The sequence below is a fragment of the Geodermatophilus sp. SYSU D01106 genome (genome assembly GCF_054049995.1).
The window spans coordinates 207,031-225,856 of the sequence record NZ_JBJGYM010000004.1 but is presented as its reverse complement, the minus strand read 5'-3'; the positions used below and the strand labels follow the sequence as shown (position 1 = coordinate 225,856).

At 75.8% G+C, this 18,826-nt stretch carries 19 protein-coding genes; 9 read left to right on the top strand and 10 right to left on the bottom strand.

From position 1 onward, the window contains the following. Positions 1 to 51 precede the first annotated feature (51 nt). From ACI78R_RS06530 to ACI78R_RS06515, 4 genes are all read right to left on the bottom strand, one after another. Positions 52 to 1,059 carry an NAD-dependent epimerase/dehydratase family protein gene (locus tag ACI78R_RS06530; protein WP_073419347.1) on the bottom strand — a complete coding sequence of 336 codons (1,008 nt, stop codon included), beginning with the start codon at positions 1,057 to 1,059 and terminating at the stop codon, positions 52 to 54. Between the two features lie 39 nt (positions 1,060 to 1,098). After that, entirely contained in the window at positions 1,099 to 2,508 is a 1,410-nt protein-coding gene (locus ACI78R_RS06525; protein ID WP_073419348.1) for a WS/DGAT/MGAT family O-acyltransferase, read from the bottom strand. Positions 2,509 to 2,612: 104 nt separating this feature from the next. Then, the gene (locus tag ACI78R_RS06520) at positions 2,613 to 3,605 is read right to left on the bottom strand and encodes an alpha/beta fold hydrolase (protein WP_457040062.1); all 993 of its coding nucleotides are present in this window, start codon (positions 3,603 to 3,605) and stop codon (positions 2,613 to 2,615) included. A 64-nt stretch (positions 3,606 to 3,669) separates the two neighbouring features. Then, positions 3,670 to 5,622: an FUSC family protein gene (locus ACI78R_RS06515; RefSeq protein ID WP_457040061.1), complete on the bottom strand. Its 1,953-nt coding sequence runs from the start codon at positions 5,620 to 5,622 to the stop codon at positions 3,670 to 3,672. A 61-nt stretch (positions 5,623 to 5,683) separates the two neighbouring features. Between ACI78R_RS06515 and ACI78R_RS06510 the strand changes: the two genes are divergently transcribed. The 5 genes from ACI78R_RS06510 to ACI78R_RS06490 are packed head-to-tail and all read left to right on the top strand — an operon-like array spanning position 5,684 to position 10,450. Beyond that, positions 5,684 to 6,562, top strand: coding sequence for a Nif3-like dinuclear metal center hexameric protein (locus ACI78R_RS06510; protein WP_457040060.1), 879 nt, complete (start codon positions 5,684 to 5,686; stop codon positions 6,560 to 6,562). Beyond that, positions 6,547 to 6,918: a DUF3311 domain-containing protein gene (locus ACI78R_RS06505; protein WP_457040059.1), complete on the top strand. Its 372-nt coding sequence runs from the start codon at positions 6,547 to 6,549 to the stop codon at positions 6,916 to 6,918. Before ACI78R_RS06510 ends, ACI78R_RS06505 begins: the two co-directional genes overlap by 16 nt. A 3-nt stretch (positions 6,919 to 6,921) precedes the next feature. Beyond that, a complete protein-coding gene (gene mctP / locus ACI78R_RS06500) occupies positions 6,922 to 8,574 on the top strand; it encodes a monocarboxylate uptake permease MctP (protein WP_457040058.1) in 1,653 nt (550 codons plus the stop codon). A 44-nt stretch (positions 8,575 to 8,618) separates the two neighbouring features. After that, on the top strand, positions 8,619 to 9,359 hold the full coding sequence (locus ACI78R_RS06495) for a zinc ribbon domain-containing protein (protein WP_336033589.1): 741 nt from the start codon (positions 8,619 to 8,621) through the stop codon (positions 9,357 to 9,359). Beyond that, positions 9,356 to 10,450, top strand: a complete 1,095-nt coding sequence (locus ACI78R_RS06490; RefSeq protein ID WP_457040057.1) for a bifunctional RNase H/acid phosphatase — start codon at positions 9,356 to 9,358, stop codon at positions 10,448 to 10,450. Before ACI78R_RS06495 ends, ACI78R_RS06490 begins: the two co-directional genes overlap by 4 nt. 138 nt (positions 10,451 to 10,588) lie before the next feature. Here the strand turns inward: ACI78R_RS06490 and ACI78R_RS06485 are convergent, their stop codons facing one another. The 3 genes from ACI78R_RS06485 to ACI78R_RS06475 are packed head-to-tail and all read right to left on the bottom strand — an operon-like array spanning position 10,589 to position 13,088. After that, a complete protein-coding gene (locus ACI78R_RS06485; protein ID WP_457040056.1) occupies positions 10,589 to 11,332 on the bottom strand; it encodes an amino acid ABC transporter ATP-binding protein in 744 nt (247 codons plus the stop codon). Further along, complete coding sequence (locus ACI78R_RS06480; protein ID WP_217651143.1) at positions 11,329 to 12,237, bottom strand: amino acid ABC transporter permease; 909 nt, start codon at positions 12,235 to 12,237, stop codon at positions 11,329 to 11,331. The genes ACI78R_RS06485 and ACI78R_RS06480 overlap by 4 nt, the downstream gene beginning before the upstream one ends. Then, on the bottom strand, positions 12,198 to 13,088 hold the full coding sequence (locus tag ACI78R_RS06475) for an ABC transporter substrate-binding protein (RefSeq protein ID WP_457040055.1): 891 nt from the start codon (positions 13,086 to 13,088) through the stop codon (positions 12,198 to 12,200). The genes ACI78R_RS06480 and ACI78R_RS06475 overlap by 40 nt, the downstream gene beginning before the upstream one ends. Before the next feature lie 157 nt (positions 13,089 to 13,245). Between ACI78R_RS06475 and ACI78R_RS06470 the strand changes: the two genes are divergently transcribed. Further along, complete coding sequence (locus ACI78R_RS06470; protein WP_457040054.1) at positions 13,246 to 13,836, top strand: dihydrofolate reductase family protein; 591 nt, start codon at positions 13,246 to 13,248, stop codon at positions 13,834 to 13,836. Between the two features lie 130 nt (positions 13,837 to 13,966). Then, positions 13,967 to 14,998: a quinolinate synthase NadA gene (gene nadA, locus ACI78R_RS06465; protein WP_454552431.1), complete on the top strand. Its 1,032-nt coding sequence runs from the start codon at positions 13,967 to 13,969 to the stop codon at positions 14,996 to 14,998. Between the two features lie 63 nt (positions 14,999 to 15,061). Here the strand turns inward: nadA and ACI78R_RS06460 are convergent, their stop codons facing one another. Together ACI78R_RS06460 and ACI78R_RS06455 are read right to left on the bottom strand one after the other, a co-directional pair. Further along, positions 15,062 to 16,297, bottom strand: coding sequence for an SLC13 family permease (locus ACI78R_RS06460; RefSeq protein WP_457040053.1), 1,236 nt, complete (start codon positions 16,295 to 16,297; stop codon positions 15,062 to 15,064). A gap of 1 nt (position 16,298) precedes the next feature. Then, positions 16,299 to 17,051, bottom strand: coding sequence for a sulfite exporter TauE/SafE family protein (locus tag ACI78R_RS06455; RefSeq protein WP_457040052.1), 753 nt, complete (start codon positions 17,049 to 17,051; stop codon positions 16,299 to 16,301). A gap of 24 nt (positions 17,052 to 17,075) precedes the next feature. Here ACI78R_RS06455 and ACI78R_RS06450 point away from each other — a divergent pair, with 24 nt between their 5' ends. Next, on the top strand, positions 17,076 to 17,438 hold the full coding sequence (locus ACI78R_RS06450; RefSeq protein WP_073419359.1) for a DoxX family protein: 363 nt from the start codon (positions 17,076 to 17,078) through the stop codon (positions 17,436 to 17,438). After that, the gene (locus tag ACI78R_RS06445; RefSeq protein ID WP_457040051.1) at positions 17,435 to 18,154 is read left to right on the top strand and encodes a PIG-L deacetylase family protein; all 720 of its coding nucleotides are present in this window, start codon (positions 17,435 to 17,437) and stop codon (positions 18,152 to 18,154) included. The genes ACI78R_RS06450 and ACI78R_RS06445 overlap by 4 nt, the downstream gene beginning before the upstream one ends. 31 nt (positions 18,155 to 18,185) lie before the next feature. Here the strand turns inward: ACI78R_RS06445 and ACI78R_RS06440 are convergent, their stop codons facing one another. Further along, positions 18,186 to 18,809, bottom strand: coding sequence for a hypothetical protein (locus ACI78R_RS06440; protein WP_457040050.1), 624 nt, complete (start codon positions 18,807 to 18,809; stop codon positions 18,186 to 18,188). Positions 18,810 to 18,826 lie beyond the last annotated feature (17 nt).

The window sequence follows — 18,826 nt, the reverse complement described above, 5'->3', positions numbered from 1 at the left end:
CGCCCGGGGGACGCCGAGCCTGCCGGTCAGGCGCCGCGGGGAGAAGGCCCCTCACCCCGATCGGAGCGTGGCCCGCAGCGCCTCCAGCCCGGAGTAGTTCGGGCGCCAGCCCAGCTGCTCGCGGGCCTTGGTGGTGTCCATGATCGCCGGGTGGCTCGCCGCCTCCACCCACTCGGCCACCGGCGGCAGGAACGGCAGCCGCGCCACGGCCCGCGCGGCGAGCTGGGCCGGCGCCGCGGGCAGCGGCAGGGGCAGCGCGCCGTACTCGCGGGCGACGTCCGCGGCGGTCAGCACGCCGTCGCCGGCGATGTTGTAGGCCCCGGGCGGGCCGGCGGCGACGACGCACTGCAGCAGCGCGGAACCGACGTCGTCCTCGTGGATGAACTGCAGCGGCAGGGCGGGCACCGCCACCGGCACCGGGACCGGCAGCCGGCGGGTGGACTGCTCGGCGAGGCGCCGCCCGAGCGGCGCCAGCGGGCCCGGCAGCACGTCCTTGGCGCCGAGCGTGTGCGGGCCGAGCACCACCGGCGGGCGCAGCAGGTAGAGCCCGATCTCCGGGTGCCTCGCCGCCTCCTCCTGGAGCAGGTGCTCGAGCTCGGCCTTCTCCTGCGCGTAGAACAGCCGCGACGCCGGCCGGACCGGCCACTCCTCGGTCATGCCGACCGGGTTGTCGGCGTGGAAGCCGTAGGCGGCCACCGAGGAGGCGTAGACGAACCGCTCCGCGCCGGCGGCCGCGGCGGCCCTGAAGGCGTTGAGCGTGCCGTCGACGTTGATCGCGCGGGTGGTCTGCCGGGAGGCGTTGCCGGTGATGAGGAACGCCAGGTGCACGACGACGTCGGCGCCGGCGAAGGCCTCCCGCAGCGCGCCGGCGTCGCGGACGTCGCCCCGCCGGTACTCCATCTTCGTCCAGCCGCGGGCGGCCGGGTCGAACGGTCGGCGGGCGATGCCCACGACCCGGCGCACCCGGTCGTCGGTCTGGAGCAGGGGCACGAGGCCCTCGCCGAAGGTCCCGGTGGGGCCGGTGACGGCGACGGTGAGGTCGGTCTGCGGAGCGGTCACGACGGTTCCGCTACCCGACCCCTCCGGAGGTGAACCGGGTCACCGGCTCGCCGCCGCGGGCTGGGCGGAGGCGAGGCCCACCAGCTCGTCGAGGCCCCGCCGGATGCCGTCGGAGAGGACGTCGAGGTCGGGGAAGGCGTCGAAGTCGGCGTTGATCCCGAACGTCATCGAGGTCAGGTAGCTGAAGATGCCGATCGAGATCCGGGTGCCGCCGCCGATGGGGACGTACGGGTGCGCGGAGACCATCCGCCTGCCGAGCACGTACAGCGGCACGCGGGGGCCGGGCACGTTGGTGGTCACCGCCTGGCACCACAGCTGGCCGGCCGAGGCCGCCGCCCGCACGCCGAGCGCGAGCAGCGTCGGGGCCATGTAGTCGCCCATCGCGATGATCGAGCGGGCGTCGACGGCCTGCATCGTCTTCTTGTACTCGTCCATCTGGCGCCGGATGGACGCCAGCCGGGCCACGGGGTCGGGCTCGCCCACGGGCAGGTCGACGAAGACCGCCGTCACCTGGTTGTTGAGCGACCCGCGCTCGTCCTCCCGGCGCACCGAGATCGGCACCATGGTGCGCACGACCGTGTCCCCGCCGAGCGCGCCGCGGCCCTGCAGCAGGTCGCGGAAGCCGCGGGTGATCGCGGTGAGGACGACGTCGTTGACCGTGCCGCCGAGTCCCGCGCGGGCCGCCTTGATCTCGGCGAGCTCCGCGTCCGACCACGCCCACCGCCGGTGCGGGCCGATCGGGCCGGTGAGCGTGCGGGCCAGCGGGGTGAGCGCCTGGCGGGCGAGCGTGGGCAGGCTCGCGGCCGCGGCGCGGGCGCTGGACACCAGGCCCTTCGCGCCGTGCGAGACCGCCTCCGGGCCGGGCAGCGAGGTCAGCTGGCGCAGCGGCGCCGTCATCGTCTCGGCCACCGCGCCGGCGGCCATCGCGAGGCCCGAGGGGGTGCGCTGCGGCGACCAGTCGCGCGGCGCGGGGTGCTCGGCGTTCGGGTCGAGGTCGAACATGACCTGCATCAGGTCGGTGCCGGCGACGCCGTCGACCATGCAGTGGTGGACCTTGGAGATGATCGCCCACCGGTCGTCCTCCAGGCCCTCGACCAGCCACACCTCCCACAGCGGCTTGGCCATGTCCAGGCGCTGTCCGAGCACGCGCCCCGCGAGGTTGCGCAGCTGCTCCTGGCCGCCGGGCTTGGGCAGGGCGGTGTGCCGGACGTGGTAGAGGATCTGGAAGTGCGGGTCGTCGACCCACAGCGGCCGGCCCAGGTTCAGCGGCACCTCGCGCACCCGCTGCCGGTAGCGCGGCACCTGGGGCAGCTTGCTGAGCAGCAGCCGCACGAGGTCGCCGTAGGAGGGCGCCGGGCCCTCGAAGACGGCGACCGACCCCACGTGCAGCGGCGCGTTCTCGCTCTCGGCGTAGTAGAAGCCGGCGTCGGTGGAGCTCAGGCGGTCCACGGTCGCTCCTTCGCTGGTCGAGACTGTCCCGGCCGGTCCTGTGTCCACCGACCGGCCGGCCGAACCCCGTGCTGTGGTGCCGGACACAGTAGGACGGCGCGTCGTCAGCCCGCCCGGCGGGCGTCCCCGGCCGCCACCCGGTCGAGCAGCGCGACCAGGGCCTCGTCCACCACGGACGTGCGGGTCAGGTTCACGCTGTGCCCGGCCCCCGGGACGACGACGAGCTCGCAGCCGGGCCCGAGCAGCTCGGCCAGCCGGCGGCCGTGCGCGGCGGGGGTGAGGCGGTCGTACTCCGCGGCGACGACGGCCGTGGGCACCCGGGCGAGCACCGGCAGCGCCGCGGTCTCGTCGTGGTCGAGGAAGGTGCCGTAGAAGGCCATGGTCACCGTCAGCGGCGTCTCCTCGAGCATGTCCTGCACCACGCGGACGGCGTCGGGCGTCGCGTCGTCGCGGCCGAACAGGTACTTCCGCATGGCGCGGCGGCCGATCCGGGTGCCGCGGCGGCGGTACCGCTCGAGGAACGGGGCGAGCAGCCGCAGCCACCACAGGTAGAGCGGGAGCAGGTGCAGCCGGCGCATCAGCCCCACGGCCGCACCGAGCAGGCCCTCGGACACCAGGCCGCCCGCGGAGGTGGCCAGCAGGAAGGCGCCGACGACGCGGGCGCCGATCTCCTGCGGCCGCTGCCGGGCGTAGGCCATGACCGTCATGCCGCCCATCGAGTGCCCGGCCAGCACGACCGGCCGGCCCGCGGGGACGACGGCGTCGAGCACCTGGCCGAGGTCGCGGGCGGTGCGGTCGATGGTCGCCGTCGTCGGGTCGGCCCAGCTCGACCGGCCGTGGCCGCGGTGGTCCCACAGCACCAGGCGGGCGCGGTCGCGGACGGCCTCGCGCTGCAGTTGCCACTCGCCCAGGCGGGCGGTGAAGCCGTGGCAGAAGACGACGGTGACCGGCGCGTCCTCGGGGCCGTCGAACTCCACGTGCAGGTCGACGCCGTCGTCGGTGCGGACGGTGCGCGAGCCCGGCGGCGGGGGACCGCCGGTGCCCGGGACGATCGGGATGCGGGGCGCGGGCGGGGTGGCCCGGCGGCGGCGCGGCATCCGTCCATGACAACGCAGGTCCCCGCGGGCGGCGACCGGGGGCCGATAGGACGACAGAGGCCCCTCAGCCGCCCGGGGCCGCCGACTCCGGCCGCTTGCCCGGGGCGGCGTCGCGCACGAGCCGGCGGGCGGCGTCGACCTCGCGCGCCACCGGGGCGAGGACGCCGTCGGCGTGGATCTCGGCGTCGTCGGGCGGCCGGTGCGCGCGGACGTCGTCCTCCAGCTCGCGCAGCGCGCGCCGCAGCACCGCCACCTGCGCCGGGTCGGGGGAGTGCCCGCCGTGCCGGACGGCGATGACCGCCTCGGTGACGGCGTCGGCCGTCCGCTCCAGCTGCACGATCACCGGCCACCACGCCCCGGCCCGGGTGCTGATCGGCGGCGGCTCGGCCAGCCGCCGCTGCAGCTGGGTGTGCAGCTCGGTGAGCGCCCGGTAGGCCCGCCGGCGCGCCCGCCGCCGGACGACGGCGTCCTCGCCGAAGGCCGCGCCGACGAACTCGTCGAGGGCGAGGGCGGCCGCGCGCATCGCCTCGTCCAGCGGCGCCCGCCAGGTCTGCGGCCACAGCAGGTAGCCCGCGACCAGCACGATCGTGCAGCCGATGAGGGTGTCGACCAGCCGGGCGCCGACCAGCCCCGGCCCGCCCGGCACGGCGAGGTCGAGCAGCAGGATGATCACCGGCGTCTGGAACACCGAGAACAGGCCGAAGTTGGCGCCCCGCGCCCACGGCAGCAGCCCGGCGCCGACGGCCATCGCCGCGACCACCCAGGCGTTGCCGGGCAGCACCGACAGCAGCAGCGAGCCGATCAGGACGCCGAGGAGCGTGCCCGCGCCGCGCTGCACGGCGCGGGTGAACACCGACCCGAAGTCGGGCTTGAGCACGATCGCCACAGTGAGCAGCACCCAGTAGGGCCGCTCGATGGGCAGCAGCTGGCGGGCGACCTCGGCGATCGTCATGCACAGCACCAGGCGCAGCGCGAAGTCGCGGGTGTCGGGGCTGCCGAGGGTGCGGTCGGCGACGTCGCGCAGCCGCTCGCGCCACGGCGGGCGGTCCTGGGCGACGGCGGCGCCGGCCCGCTCCTCGGGGTCACCGACCACCGCCCACGCCAGCCGCACGCCGTGGCGGACCGCGCGCCGCTGCGGCGGGCCCTCCTCCAGCGCCGGGGGCCGGTCGGGCGGCAGCGAGCGGCCGCCGGTGACGGCCGCGGCGAGCGCGTGCACCGCGGTGACGTCGTGCGGGTCGGCGTGCACGCCCGCCCGGGCCGAGGCGACGGCGGCCTCCACCAGCGGCGCAGTGGCGTTGAGGACGCCGGCCAGCTCCGCGAGCTCCCGGTTGCGTCCGGCGGCGAGGCTGCGGGTGCGGATCACCCGGTCGTAGGCGGCGTTCAGGGCGGTGGTGAGCTCACGGCGGGCGCCGTCGGCGCCGTCGGTGCCGACGGCGGTGAGCAGCCCGGCGATCCGGGTGAGCACGGCGGCCACCGCGGTGCGGTCGGGGTCGGCGGGGTCGGTCGCGGCCTGCACGAGCGTCAGGAGCGTCGCCCACCCGGCGCCCGCGGCGAAGAACGCCACCTCCGCCTCCGCCGGCAGCGAGGTGACCAGGCCGGACGCCAGCGCCGTGTAGACGAGCAGCTGCAGCGCGCCCAGCGACATCGCCGAGTTGACCGCGCTGATCAGCGCTGCCGCGGCTGCCAGCAGCGCGACCACGAGGACGGGCAGCACCCCGCCGCCGCTGGCGTACTGCCCGGCCACGAGGCCCACGGCCCCGAAGCCGACCGCGGCCGCGGTGCGCCGCAGCCGGTCGCGCAGCGGCCCGCCCTGCGGGGCGAGGGTGGCGGCGAGCGCGCCGGTGGTGCCGAAGACGCCGGCGCCCAGGGCGTGCTGGCCGCCGACGAGCAGCGCCACGGCCAGCGGCGCGGGCACCGCGACGGCGAAGCGGGCGACGTCGCGCCACGGCACCGGCGGCGGCGAGGTGCGCACCAGCTCCTCGAGCCACGCGGGTGCGCGCAGCGACCTGTCCGCCACGGGACCGAGCCTGCCACCCGGCGGGCGGGGGGCCGGGGCGGCGCACCTAGGGTCGGCGCCCGTGACCGCCACCCTGGGCGAGGTCGTCGCCGCGCTGGAGGCCCGCTACGACCCGGCGCTGGCCGAGGGCTGGGACGCCGTCGGGCTCGTGTGCGGCGACCCGGCCGAGCCGGTCGGGCGCGTGCTCGTCGCCGTCGACCCGGTCGCCGCCGTCGTCGACGAGGCGATCGCCATCGGCGCGCAGCTGCTCGTCACCCACCACCCGCTGTTCCTCACCGCGGTGCACGGCGTCCCCGCCGGCGACCCGAAGGGGCGGCTGGTGCACCGGCTGGTCCGGGCGGGGTGCGGGCTGTTCGTCGCGCACACCAACGCCGACCGCGCCGCCGACGTCGGGGTCAACGACGCGCTGGCCGCCGTCCTCGGGCTGACCGGCACCCGGCCGCTGGAGCCGGTGGCACCGGGCTCGCGGCAGGGGCTCGGCCGGGTGGGGGAGCTGCCCGAGCCGACCACACTGGCGGGGTTCGCCGCGCTCGCCGCGGCGGTGCTGCCCGCCACCGAGGGCGGCGTCCGCGCGGCCGGGGACCCGGACCGGCCCGTGCGCACGGTCGCCGTCTGCGGGGGCAGCGGCGGCTCGCTGCTGCCGGCCGCCGCGGCCGCCGGCGCCGACGTCCTGCTCACCAGCGACCTGCGCCACCACCCCGTGTCGGAGTCCCGGGAGTCGGACGGGCCCGCGGTCTGTGACGTGGCACACTTCGCCTCCGAGTGGCCCTGGGTGCCCGTGGCCGCGGACGTGCTGGCCCGGGACCTGTCGGGCAGGGTCTCGGTGGCCGCGTCGCGGCTGCGCACCGATCCCTGGACGGTGCACCGGGGCCCGCGCACGGGGGACGACCCGGCCCGACGGGCCGGTGGACGAGGAGGGGACGGATGGCCAGCGCAGTGACACCGCCCGCGGGAGGACCGCGGGGGACCGACGAGGCGCCGGTGCGCAGCGACCGCAGCCCGTGGAACTGGCTGCTGCTGGTGCCGATCGTGGTGCCGCTGCTCGTCCCGCTGTTCAACCGCGTGGAGCCGACGCTGTTCGGCTGGCCGTTCTTCTACTGGGTGCAGCTGCTGTTCGTCGCCCTCGGCGTGCTGACCACGGTGGTCGTCTACCGGGCCACCCGGCGCAGCCCGGCCGAGCAGGCCGCCGCCCGCGCCGCGGTCGCGCGGGACACGACGCCGCGGGACACCACTGCACGCGACACCACCGCGCGGGGCACGACGCCGCGCGACACCGACCGGGACGGGGGGCGCTGAGCCGTGGACGGGGTCAACGTCGTCGAGCTGTCGATCGTCATCTTCTTCTTCGTCGTCGTCACGGTGCTGGGGTTCGTCGCCTCGCGTTGGCGGCGGGCGGAGAGCCTCATGCACCTCGACGAGTGGGGCCTGGGCGGGCGCAACTTCGGCACCTGGGTCACCTGGTTCCTGCTCGGCGGTGACCTCTACACCGCCTACACGTTCGTCGCCGTCCCGGCGCTGATGTTCGGCGCGGGCGCGGCCGGGTTCTTCGCCGTCCCGTACACGGTGGTCATCTACCCGCTGGTCTTCCTGGTGGTGATCCGGCTGTGGTCGGTGAGCCACGTGCGCGGCTACGTCACCCCGGCCGACTTCGTGCGCGCCCGGTTCGACTCCCCGGGCCTGGCGCTGCTGGTCGCCCTCACCGGGATCGTCGCGACGATGCCCTACATCGCCCTCCAGCTCGTCGGCATCGAGGCGATCCTCAAGGCGATGGGCGTCGAGGGCGAGCTGCCCCTGATCGTCGCGTTCGTGATCCTGGCGCTCTACACCTACAACTCCGGGCTGCGGGCGCCGGCGCTCATCGCGTTCGTCAAGGACACGCTGATCTACCTGACGATCATCGTCGCGGTCATCGTCATCCCGGTGAAGCTGGGCGGCTGGGACGCCATCTTCGGCGCGGCCGAGGAGAAGTTCTCCGCCGGCACCGGAGCCGGGGTCATCCTCCCGGCGACCGGGCAGCTGGGGTACGCGACGCTCGCCCTCGGCTCGGCGCTGGCGCTGTTCCTCTACCCGCACTCGCTCACCGGCGTGCTGGCCGCCAGCAACCGCGACGTGCTCAAGCGCAACATGAGCGCGCTGCCGGTCTACAGCCTGGCGCTCGGCTTCATCGCGCTGCTGGGCTTCATGGCGATCGCCGCCGGTGTCACGCCGATCGGCGAGGACGGCAACACGATCGTGCCGGTCCTGTTCCAGGAGATGTTCCCGAGCTGGTTCGCCGGCGTCGCGTTCGCCGCCATCGGCATCGGCGCGCTGGTGCCGGCGGCGATCATGTCGATCGCTGCGGCGAACCTGTTCACCCGCAACATCTACAAGGAGTTCCTGAAGCGGGACGCCACCCCGCGGCAGGAGGCGCAGGTCGCCAAGATCGTCTCGCTGGTGGTCAAGTTCGGCGCGGTCGCGGCGATCCTGTTCATCGACCCGCAGTTCTCCATCGACCTGCAGCTCATCGGCGGCGTGATCATCCTGCAGACGCTGCCCGCGGTCGCGCTGGGCCTCTACACGCGCTGGCTGCACCGCGGCGGGCTCATCGCCGGCTGGTTCGCCGGCATGGCCTCCGGCCTGCTGATGCTCTACAACATCCCGCGCCTGGGCCCGGACGGCACGGTCGTCCGCGAGCACTTCGGCGGCTCGTCGTTCGCGCTGTCCAAGCTCGGCCTCGACAGCGCCTCCAGCGTCTACACCGGGCTGCTCGCGCTGCTGGCCAACCTGCTGGTGGCCGTGCTCGTCACCGTGGTCCTGCGGGCGATGAGGGTGTCCGACGGCGTCGACGCGACGGCACCGGCCGACTACACCGCCGAGCGCGAGGACCCGACGTTCCGCGAGCTCCCCGACCCGCTGGAGTCCGCCCCGCCCGGGGTGGAGCAGGGCACGGGGAGGCGCGCGGCCGGCAGGTAGCGGGAGGACCGGGGGCCCGGGCGTTGCCCCGGTAGGTTGTCCTGGTGAAGGCCGACCACTTCGAGCAGCAGAAGCTCCTGGCGCTGGCCGACGAGGACGTCGCGCTCACCCAGCTCGCCCACCGGAAGCGGACGCTGCCGGAGACGGCCGCCGTCGAGGCCGCGCTGGAGTCCGAGCGGACCTTCGCCGAGGCGGAGGTCCGCGCGGAGACCGAGGTGCGCGACCTCGACCGGGAGCAGAAGCGGCTCGAGGGCGACGTCGACACCGTCCGGCAGCGCGCCGACCGCGACCGGTCCCGGATCGACTCCGGGGCGGCGACGCCGAAGGAGATCACCTCGCTGCAGTCGGAGCTGCAGTCGCTGGGGCGGCGGCAGTCCGACCTGGAGGACCAGGTGCTCGAGCTGATGGAGCGCCGGGAGACCGCCGACGCCGCGCTGGTCGCCGCCCAGACCGGCCGGGCCTCGGCCGTCGCCGACCGCGAGCGCGCCGAGCAGCTCCGCGACGACTCCCTCGCCGACATCGCCGACTCGACCTCGCGGCACCAGGCCGCGCGGGACGAGGTCGCCGCCGGCATCTCGGCCCCGCTGCTGACGCTGTACGACCGCATCCGCACCCAGACCGGCACCACCGGCGCGGCCATGCTCAAGGCCCGCCAGTGCCAGGGCTGCCGCATCGAGCTCAACGGCCGCGAGCTCGCCGCGGTCCGCAACGCCGACCCGCACGAGGTGGTGCGCTGCGAGAACTGCGGCCGGATCCTCGTCCGCACCGCCGAGTCCGGGCTGTGAGCCGGCGGTTCGTCGTCGAGGCCGACGGCGGCTCGCGGGGCAACCCGGGGCCGGCCGGCTACGGCGCCCTGGTGCGCGACGCCGACACCGGGCGGGTGCTCGCCGAGCGGGCGGCCTCGGTCGGCCGGGCCACCAACAACGTGGCCGAGTACGGCGGGCTGGTGGCCGGGCTGCAGGCGGCGCTCGACCTGGACGCGAGCGCCGACGTGGAGGTCCGGATGGACTCCAAGCTCGTCGTCGAGCAGATGTCCGGACGCTGGAAGATCAAGCACCCCGACATGCAGAAGCTGGCCGTGCAGGCCCGGGAGATCGCCCGGCGGCTGGGCAGCGTCCGCTACACCTGGGTGCCGCGCGCGCAGAACGGCGCCGCCGACGCCCTGGCCAACAGCGCGATGGACGGCCGGCCCGTGCACCGCGACCTCGCCGCCGAGCCGACCGTGGTCGAGGACGACGTCCAGCCGGGCGCCGAGCCCGCGCCGCCGGTCACCACGGTGACGCACCTGCTGCGGCACGGGCGCACCGAGCACACCCCCGAGCGGCGCTACAGCGGCCGCAACGACCTGCCGCTGTCGGCCACCGGGCGCGCGGAGGCGGAGGCGGCCGCCGTCCGGGCGAAGGAGCTCGGCATCGAGGTCGTCGTCGCCTCGCCGCTGCGCCGGACGCGGGAGACCGCCGAGGTCGTGGCCGGCGCGCTCGGCCTGCCGGTGGACCTCGACGACGACCTGGTCGAGCTCGACTTCGGCGACCTCGAGGGGCTGACCGGCGCCGAGGCGCAGCAGCGGCACCCGCTGGCCGCGCGCCGGTTCATGTCCGACGTGACGGTGGCCGCGCCCAATGGCGAGTCGGTGGCCGACGTGTCGCGGCGGGTGGCCCGGGCGCGGGCGCGGCTGCTCGAGCGGCACGCCGGGAGGACGGTGCTGCTGGTCAGCCACGTCACGCCGATCAAGCTGATGCTCGCCGCGGGCCTCGGCGTCGCCGACGAGGTGGTGCACCGGGTGTTCCTCGAGGCGGCGTCGCTGTCGACGGTCGCGTGGAGCTCCGACGGCCGCACGTCCGTCCGCGTCGTCAACGACACGGCACACCTCCGGTGACACTGCGGTCCTCCGGACCGCACCGCGGCCACGTGCCGTCCCCCTGACGAGCTGAGCCCATCCGCGAGGACCCGCCGGGAGGCCTCCGGCCCCCGCGCCGGGACCCCGCCCTCGCAGGGCGGCTCCCTCCGGGCGTCCCTACAGTCGCCCGGCGTCGATGACCCGGGCGAGGAACCGCCGCGTGCGCGGGTGCTCCGGCTCGCCGAGCACCTGCGCCGGCGGGCCGGACTCCAGCAGCACCCCGCCGTCGAGGAAGGCCACCGTGTCGGCCACCTGGCGGGCAAAGCCCATCTCGTGGGTGGCCATCACGATCGTCATGCCCTGACCGGCCACCTCGCGCACCAGCGCGAGCACCTCACCGACGAGCTCGGGGTCCAGCGCGCTGGTCACCTCGTCGAGCAGCAGCACCCGCGGGCGGACGGCGAGCGCGCGCACGATCGCCACCCGCTGCTGCTGGCCGCCCGACAGCCGGTCGGGGTACTCGGCGGCCTTGTCGGCCAGGCCGATCCGCGCCAGCAGGCCGCGCGCCTCCTCGACCGCCTCCGCCCGCGGCCGCCCGTGCACGGCGGTCGGCGCGAGCGTCACGTTGTCGAGCACCGACAGGTGGGGGAAGAGGTTGTAGGCCTGGAAGACGACGCCCATCCGCCGGCGCACCCGGTCGGCGTCGACCCGCGGGTCGGTGACGTCCTCGCCGTCGAGCAGCACCTGGCCGTCGTCGACGGTCTCCAGCAGCGACGCGCAGCGCAGCAGCGTCGACTTGCCCGACCCCGACCCGCCGATGAGCGCCACCACCCGGTGCTCGTCGACGGCGAGGTCCACGCCGCGCAGCACGACGTTCGACCCGAACGCCTTCACGATGTTCCGCAGCTCGAGGACGCTCACAGCAGCGACCCGCTCTGCTGGCGGCGGCGCGCCCGCGCGGTGACGGCGTCGGCCAGCCGGGCCGACGGGACGGCGAGCAGCACGAACAGCAGCCCGGCGACGACGTAGGGCGTGAAGTTGAAGGTCTGCCCGACCTGGATCTGCGCCGAGCGGACGGCGTCGATCGCGCCGAGCACGGAGATCAGGCCGACGTCCTTCTGCAGCGCGACGAAGTCGTTGAGCAGCGCCGGGGTGACCGTGCGCAGCGCCTGCGGCAGCACCACGATCCGCATCGTCTGGCGGTGGGTGAGCCCGAGGGAGCGGGCGGCGGCGCGCTGGCTGGGGTGCACCGACTCGATGCCGGCGCGGAACACCTCGGCCACGTAGGCGGAGTAGACGAGCACGATCGCCGCCGTCCCGAGGACGAACGGCGACGTCGGCACGCCCTGCAGGCCGAGCGCGGGGAACCCGAAGCCGACCAGGTACAGCACGATGATCAGCGGGATGCCGCGGAACAGGTCGACGTAGACCGTGGCGAGGATGCGCAGCGGCGCCCACGCCGGCCCGCGCAGGGTCCGCAGTGCGGCGGTGCCGAGCCCGACGAGGAGCACGAGCAGCCCGCCGACGACGAGCACCTGCAGGTTGACCAGCAGCCCCTCGGCGATCTCCGGCAGCGCGTCGAGCGCGGCCGACGGCGAGAAGAAGGTGGCCTGCACCCGCGGCCAGCCCGGCGAGCGGGTGACCGCGAGGTAGGCGACGACGGCGAACAGCAGCGTCGAGGCCAGCGCGACCAGCGTCGAGCGCCGGGCCCGGCGGGTGCGCCAGGCCCGGCGCTCGAGCTCGAGCGCGCTCGGCGGGGGCAGCGCCCCGCCGGGGAGGACGGTGCTCAGGACAGGACGGGCGCGTCGGCGACGTCGGAGAGCCACTGCTGCTCGAGGTCGGCGAGCGTGCCGTCCTCGCGCAGGGCGTCGACGGCCTGGCTGACGCAGTCGGTGAGCGGGCTGTCCTTGGCGAGGAGCAGGCCGAACTGGTCGCCCTCGGCCGTGGAGCTCTCGCCCGAGTCCTCGATCTGGCCCACGATCACGCCGTTGTCGAGCTCGGCGGCGGTGATGTAGAAGGCCGTCGGCAGGTCGACGACGATCGCGTCCACCTGGCCGTTCTGCAGCGCGAGCTTGGCGTCGTCGTTGGTGTTGAACACGACCGGGTCGGACTCGGGGTCGATCACCGTGGTGAGGACGTCGAGGCTGGTGGTGGCCACCTGGGCGCCGAGGCGGAGGTCGCGCAGCTCGTCGAGGCTCGCCGCGCCGTCGGCCGCGGAGCCGGCGGTGGTGATGACCGCCTGGCTGACCGTGTAGTACGGCGAGGAGAAGTCGACGGCCTGCCGGCGCTCCTCGGTGATCGAGAACTGGTTGATGTCGAAGTCGAAGGGCCGCGGGCCGGGCTGGATGGCGGCGTTGAACGGCACGCGGGTCCAGGTGACGTCGTCCTCGGCGTAACCCAGCTGCTCGGCGACGGCGTAGGCGACGGCGGACTCGAAGCCCTCGCCGTTCTCCGGGGTGTCGTCGACCATCCACGGCTCGTAGGCGGGCTGGTCGGTGGCGACGGTCAGGGTGCCCGGCTCGAGGGTGTCGAGCTCGTCGGGCGTGCACGCGCCGGTGGTGGCCGAGCCGCCGCCGGAGGAGGCGCCGGCGTCGGTCGACTCCTCCTGCGGGGCGCAGGCCACGACCGCGAGGGTGGTGGCGGCGGCCAGGACGAGGGGGAGGGGGCGACGGCGCATGGGGGTCCCTTGGCTGAGGTCGGTGCGGCGCGGGAATCGTAGGTCCGGGGGCGGTGTGTCCGGTCTCACCTCGCCTGTTCAACCGATGAGTTGAGGACGGCGGCGCGGTCTGACCCTCAGCGGCTCCGCCGGGGAGCCGGGACGGAGGAGGTGCGCCATGGGCGCGGTGGTGCTGTTCGCGGCGGTCTCGCTGGACGGGTTCGTCGGCCGCGACGACGACATGCCGGGGCCGCTGTTCGACTGGTACGGCAACGGGGACGTCGAGTTGACCTTCAGCGACCCCGCCCGGCCGTTCCGGGTGACCGCCCCGACGGCGGAGTTCCTGCGCGAGTTCGCCGGCCGCGTGGGCGTCATGGTCTGCGGCCGCCGTCTGTTCGACATCACCGACGGCTGGGGCGGCGTCCCGCCGAACGGCGGGCACGTCGTCGTCGTGACGCACCGGCCGGCCGACGACTGGCCGCACCGGGGCGCCGCGCCCTTCACCTTCGCGCCCGACGTGCCGGCGGCGGTGGAGCGCGCCCGGGAGCTCGCGGGCGATCGGGACGTCACGGTGAGCGCCGGCGACGTCGGCGGGCAGGCGCTGCGGGCGGGCCTGGTCGACCGGGTGGTGCTGGCGCAGGTCCCGGTGGTGCTCGGCTCGGGCCGGCCCTACTTCGGCGCGGGCGGCCCGCCGGAGATCGCGTTCGAGGACCCGCGGGTGGTGCAGGGCAGCCGGGTGACCTTCCTGTCGTTCGACGTCCGGCGCTGACGACCGGCGCCGACGTCCGACGGGAAGCGGGAAGCGGGCCGGGGCGGCCGGCGTTGTACCCGGCGCACCCCGGTCCGGCCTCCGACGGCGGGACGGGGACGATGAGCCCCCCGCATCTCCGAGGAGCCCCGTGACCGCGACCATCGCGCCCGCCACCCCCGCCGTCGCCGGCGACGAGCGCACCCTGTCGCCCGCCGAGTACGAGACCTGGGCGGCCGAGGTCCGCCGGCTGGCCGACGAGCGCGGCGCGGTGGTGCTCGCGCACAACTACCAGGTGCCCGAGATCCAGGACGTCGCCCACTTCACCGGCGACTCGCTCTACCTGTCGCGGGTCGCGGCGCAGACCGACGCCCGCGAGATCGTCTTCTGCGGCGTCCACTTCATGGCCGAGACCGCGAAGATCCTCTCGCCGGACAAGACGGTGCTGCTGCCCGACCACGCGGCCGGCTGCTCGCTGGCCGACTCGATCACCGCCGAGCAGCTGCGCGAGTGGAAGGCCCAGTACCCGGGCGCCGTCGTCGTCAGCTACGTCAACACCACCGCCGCGGTGAAGGCCGAGACCGACATCTGCTGCACGTCGTCGAACGCCGCCGACGTCATCCGCTCGATCCCCGAGGACCGCGAGATCCTCTTCTGCCCCGACCAGTTCCTCGGCGCGCACGTCAAGCGCGTGACCGGGAGGGAGAACATCCACGTCTGGGCGGGGGAGTGCCACGTGCACGCGGGCATCAGCCCGGCCGACGTGCGCGCGCAGATCGCCGCGCACCCGGACGCGGAGATCCTCGTGCACCCCGAGTGCGGCTGCACCACCTCGGTGCTCGACCTGGTCAGCCACGGCGATCTGCCGGCCGACCGCACCCGCGTGCTGTCCACCGGCGGCATGGTCGAGGCCGCGGCCCGGACGTCGTCGGGCCAGGTGCTGGTGGCCACCGAGGTCGGCATCCTGCACCAGCTGCGGGCGCTCAACAGCGGGACGGCGTTCATCCCGATGAACGAGCGCGCCGCCTGCCGCTACATGAAGATGATCACCCCGGCCAAGCTGCTGCACACGCTGCGCACCGGCGAGGGCGCGATCGACGTCGACCCGGAGACCGCCGCCCGCGCCCGCCGTGCCGTCGAGGCGATGGTCGCCATCGGCGAGCCCGGTCGCGGCGGCGAATGAAGGACCACCCTTCCCCCCACGCCTCGCAAGCTCGGCGCGGGACCCTGAAGGGCGGCCGTTCCATCACCTCACCATGAGCCAGAGGGCGACGGTGGCCGCGAGCAGGGTGAGCGGCACCGTCGCCAGGCCGAGCGCGCCGAACCGCGCCGCCGACGGCGCCTCCGTCCCGAGGGCCCGGCGCCACAGCAGGTTGGCCAGCGACCCGGCGTAGGTGAGGTTCGGCCCGACGTTCACGCCGATCAGGACGGCGAGCACCGCGCCCGGGCCCACGGCCGCGGCCACCGGCAGCAGCGCCAGCGTGGCCGGCAGGTTGTTGACGACGTTGGCCAGCACCGCGGCGACGACGGCGACCGCCAGCAGCTCGGCCAGCCCCTCGCCGTCGGGGAGCAGCCGCGCCAGCCCCTGCTCGAGCCCGGCGCCGAGGACGGCCTGCACGACCACCGCCAGCCCGCAGACGAACAGCGCGAACGGCAGGTCGGCGGCGGTCACGACGTCGGCCGCCCGCAGCCGCCCGGCCCGCGCCAGCCGGGCGGCGAGCACGGCGACCCCGGCCACGGCCGGCCACACCGGCGGCAGGCCCGCGAGCGAGGCGGCGCCGAAGCCGAGGGCGGTCAGCCCGACCACGGCCAGGGCGGCCCGCGGCGCCGGCGGCACCTCGGCCACCGGAGCGGAGACGGGCACCGCGAGGTCGGCGCGGAACAGCCGCCGCAGCACCAGGTACTCGACGGCGACCGCGGCTCCCCAGGGGCCGGCCATCAGCCCGGCGAAGGCGAGGAACGACAGCCCGCTCGCGGAGAACGCCAGCAGGTTGGTCAGGTTCGACACCGGCACCAGCAGCGACGCGGAGTTGGCCAGGTGCCCGGTGGCGACGGCGTGCGGGCGCGCCGGCAGCCCCATCCGGGTGGCGGTGGCCAGCACGACCGGGGTGAGCAGGACGACCGTGGCGTCCAGGCTGAGCAGCGCCGTCACCCCGGCGGCGAGCAGCACCACCCGGCCGAGCAGCGCGCCGGCCGAGCGCCCCGCCCGCCGGGCCGTCGCCGCGGCCGCCCAGGTGAACACGCCCTCCCGGTCGGCGAGGTCGGCGAGCACCAGCACGACGACGAGGAACGCCACGGTGGGCAGCACCCCGCGTACCGCCGTCTCGGCCGCGGCGAAGCCGACCGCGCCGACGGCCACCAGGTACACCGCGCCCACCACGGCGACCGCCGCCGGGGGCACGCGGCGGGTGCCGGCCGTGGCCGCCGCGAGGGTGGCGGCCAGCACGACGCCGGCGGTGCCGAGCGCGACCGGGTCGGTCACCTCAGATGCGGGTGAACAGGTAGACCGAGACCACGACGCCGAAGGCCACGATGAGCACCCGCAGCGGCGTCGCGGGGATGCGGCTGGCGATCCGCGCGCCGGCGAACCCGCCGACCAGGCTGGCCGGCGCGGCGACCGCGACCACCTCCCAGGCGATCGGCCCGAACAGCCCGAAGACGACGAGGGTGACCGTCGCCGTCACCGCCGACAGCGCCGACTTGAGCGCGTTGGCCAGCGCCAGCCGGTGCAGCGCCGTCCCGAGGACCCCGACCAGGATGACGCCGAGCGCCCCGCCGAAGTAGCCGCCGTAGACGGTGGCGAGGAACAGAGCGACGTAGAGCCACCACGGGTCGCGCACGGCGCCGTCGTCGCGGTCGCGCAGCCGGCGGGTGAGCAGCGGCTGCACCGCCAGCAGCAGGCTGGCGAGCAGCACGAGCACCGGCACGACGACGTCGAAGGCCTCGCTCGGCGTGGTCAGCAGCAGCACGCTGCCGGCCGTGCCGCCGAGCACCGCGACGACGCCGAGGCGCACCAGGCGCCCGCGCTGGCCGGCGTACTCGCGGCGGAAGCCGAGCATCCCGCCGAGGTAGCCGGGCCACTGCGACACCGAGTTGGTCACGTTGGCCGCCACCGTGGGCAGGCCGAGCGCGACCAGGGTGGGGAACAGGATCAGCGACCCGCCGCCGGCGATCGAGTTGATGACGCCGGCGAGCAGGGAGACCGCCGCGGCGATGACCAGGTCGGCGGCGGACACGGGGCGGGAGCCTACGGTGGCGCCATGCGCCTCCCCGCCCCGGCGACCTGGCTGGCCGCCGCCCTCGGCGGATCCGGCGTGCTGCACCTGGTGCGGCCGCGGACCTACGAGTGGCTGGTGCCCCCGGAGCTCGGCGACGCCCGCTCCTGGGTGCTCGGCAGCGGGGTGGCCGAGGTGGCCACCGCGGCGCTCCTGGCCGCGCCGCCTACCCGCCGGGCCGGGGGCTGGGCCGCGGCCGGGCTCCTGGCGTCGTTCGTGCCGGCGCACCTGCACCACCTCCGGATCGCCCGCGGGCGGCCGGCGCTGCTGGCCGCCGGGGTGCTGCGGCTGCCGCTGCAGGCGCCGATGATCGGCGCGGCGCTGCGGGTGGCCCGGGGCCGGGCGTGACCGAGCCCTTCCCCACGGACTGGGAGCGCGCGCTGGTCGTCGTCGCCCACCCCGACGACGTCGAGTACGGGTGCGCGGCCGCCGTCGCCGTGTGGACCGACGCCGGGCGGGACGTCCGGTACCTGCTGGCCACCCGCGGGGAGGCCGGCATCGCCGGGCTGCCGCCGGGGGAGGCGGGGCCGCTGCGCGAGCGGGAGCAGCGGGCGTCGGCGGCGGTGGTCGGCGTCACGGGGGTCGAGTTCCTCGGGTTCCCCGACGGCCGGCTCGTGGAGGGACTGGAGCTGCGCCGGTCGCTGGCCGCGGCGATCCGCCGGCACCGGCCGGAGCTGGTGGTGACGATGCACTTCGGCGAGACGTGGACGCCGCCGGGCGTGACCCCGGCGTACTGGAACAGCGCCGACCACCGGGCGCTCGGCCGCTCCGTGATCGACGCGGTGGGCGATGCCGCCAACGAGTGGATCTTCCCCGAGCTCGCCGGGCAGGAGCCGTGGCGGGGCGTGCGCTGGGTCGCCGTCGCCACGCCGGTCGGGGCGACGCACGCCGTCGACGTCACCGACGTCGTCGACCGGGCGGTGGCCTCGCTGGCCGAGCACCGCCGCTACCTCGAGGCGCTGTCGGACGACCCGGTCGAGGAGCAGGCACGGCGACAGGTCGAGATGGCGACGCCGGAGGTGGACGGCCGGCGCAGGACCGGCTTCGCGCTCTACGCCGGCTGAGCGCGCCGGCCGTCCACCCCTCAGGCGGGCGTCACGGCAGGAAGCTCACGTGGACGTGGTCCATGTGGTTGGCCGTCGGTGAGCCGCGGTCGGCCATGGCCTGCCAGCCGGACCCGCCGACCAGCCAGATCCGCTGCTGCCAGATGACGTACTCGACGCGCAGCCGTGCCGCGTTGTCGATGACGAACTGGGCGACCGCGTGCCCCTTCGCCGCGTCGGCGTACACCATGAAGTCGGCGGCCAGTTCCTGCGTGGGGGAGTGCCCGGGCCGGGTGAGGACCGTGGACACCGCGAAGGCCTGCGTGACCTCCGCGACGGCCGGCCGCACGTGCGGCGCCCAGGCGCTGTAGGCGGTCGACGTCGGGGTCGGCGCCCCGGTGAGGTCCGTGGCGACGGCGACGACGGCGGTGGCCGCCGCGGCGGCGGGCGCGGGTGCGGGAGCCGCCGCCGGTGCGGGAGCCGCGGCCGGCGCGGCAGCGGGGGCGGGTGCCGGGGCGACGTCGCCGCGGCTGGACCAGTGCTCGGACCAGCCGCCCCGGTCGTGCCGGTCGCCGTCCCAGGGACGGTCGGCGGAGGCGGCCGACTGACCGGCCAGGCAGAGGGCGACGGTGGCGGTGCCGACGGTGAGCGTGCGGCGGAGGGCGTGTCTGCGCATGACGAGGAGAGCTCCTG

What these genes read in the sequence shown, in the direction of transcription:
- ACI78R_RS06520 (WP_457040062.1), bottom strand. Translation starts at nt 3,605, where the DNA reads ATGCCGCGCCGCCGCCGGGCCACCCCGCCCGCGCCCCGCATCCCGATC.
- ACI78R_RS06505 (WP_457040059.1), top strand. Translation starts at nt 6,547, where the DNA reads ATGGCCAGCGCAGTGACACCGCCCGCGGGAGGACCGCGGGGGACCGAC.
- ACI78R_RS06475 (WP_457040055.1), bottom strand. Translation starts at nt 13,088, where the DNA reads ATGCGCCGTCGCCCCCTCCCCCTCGTCCTGGCCGCCGCCACCACCCTC.
- ACI78R_RS06470 (WP_457040054.1), top strand. Translation starts at nt 13,246, where the DNA reads ATGGGCGCGGTGGTGCTGTTCGCGGCGGTCTCGCTGGACGGGTTCGTC.
- ACI78R_RS06450 (WP_073419359.1), top strand. Translation starts at nt 17,076, where the DNA reads ATGCGCCTCCCCGCCCCGGCGACCTGGCTGGCCGCCGCCCTCGGCGGA.
- ACI78R_RS06440 (WP_457040050.1), bottom strand. Translation starts at nt 18,809, where the DNA reads ATGCGCAGACACGCCCTCCGCCGCACGCTCACCGTCGGCACCGCCACC.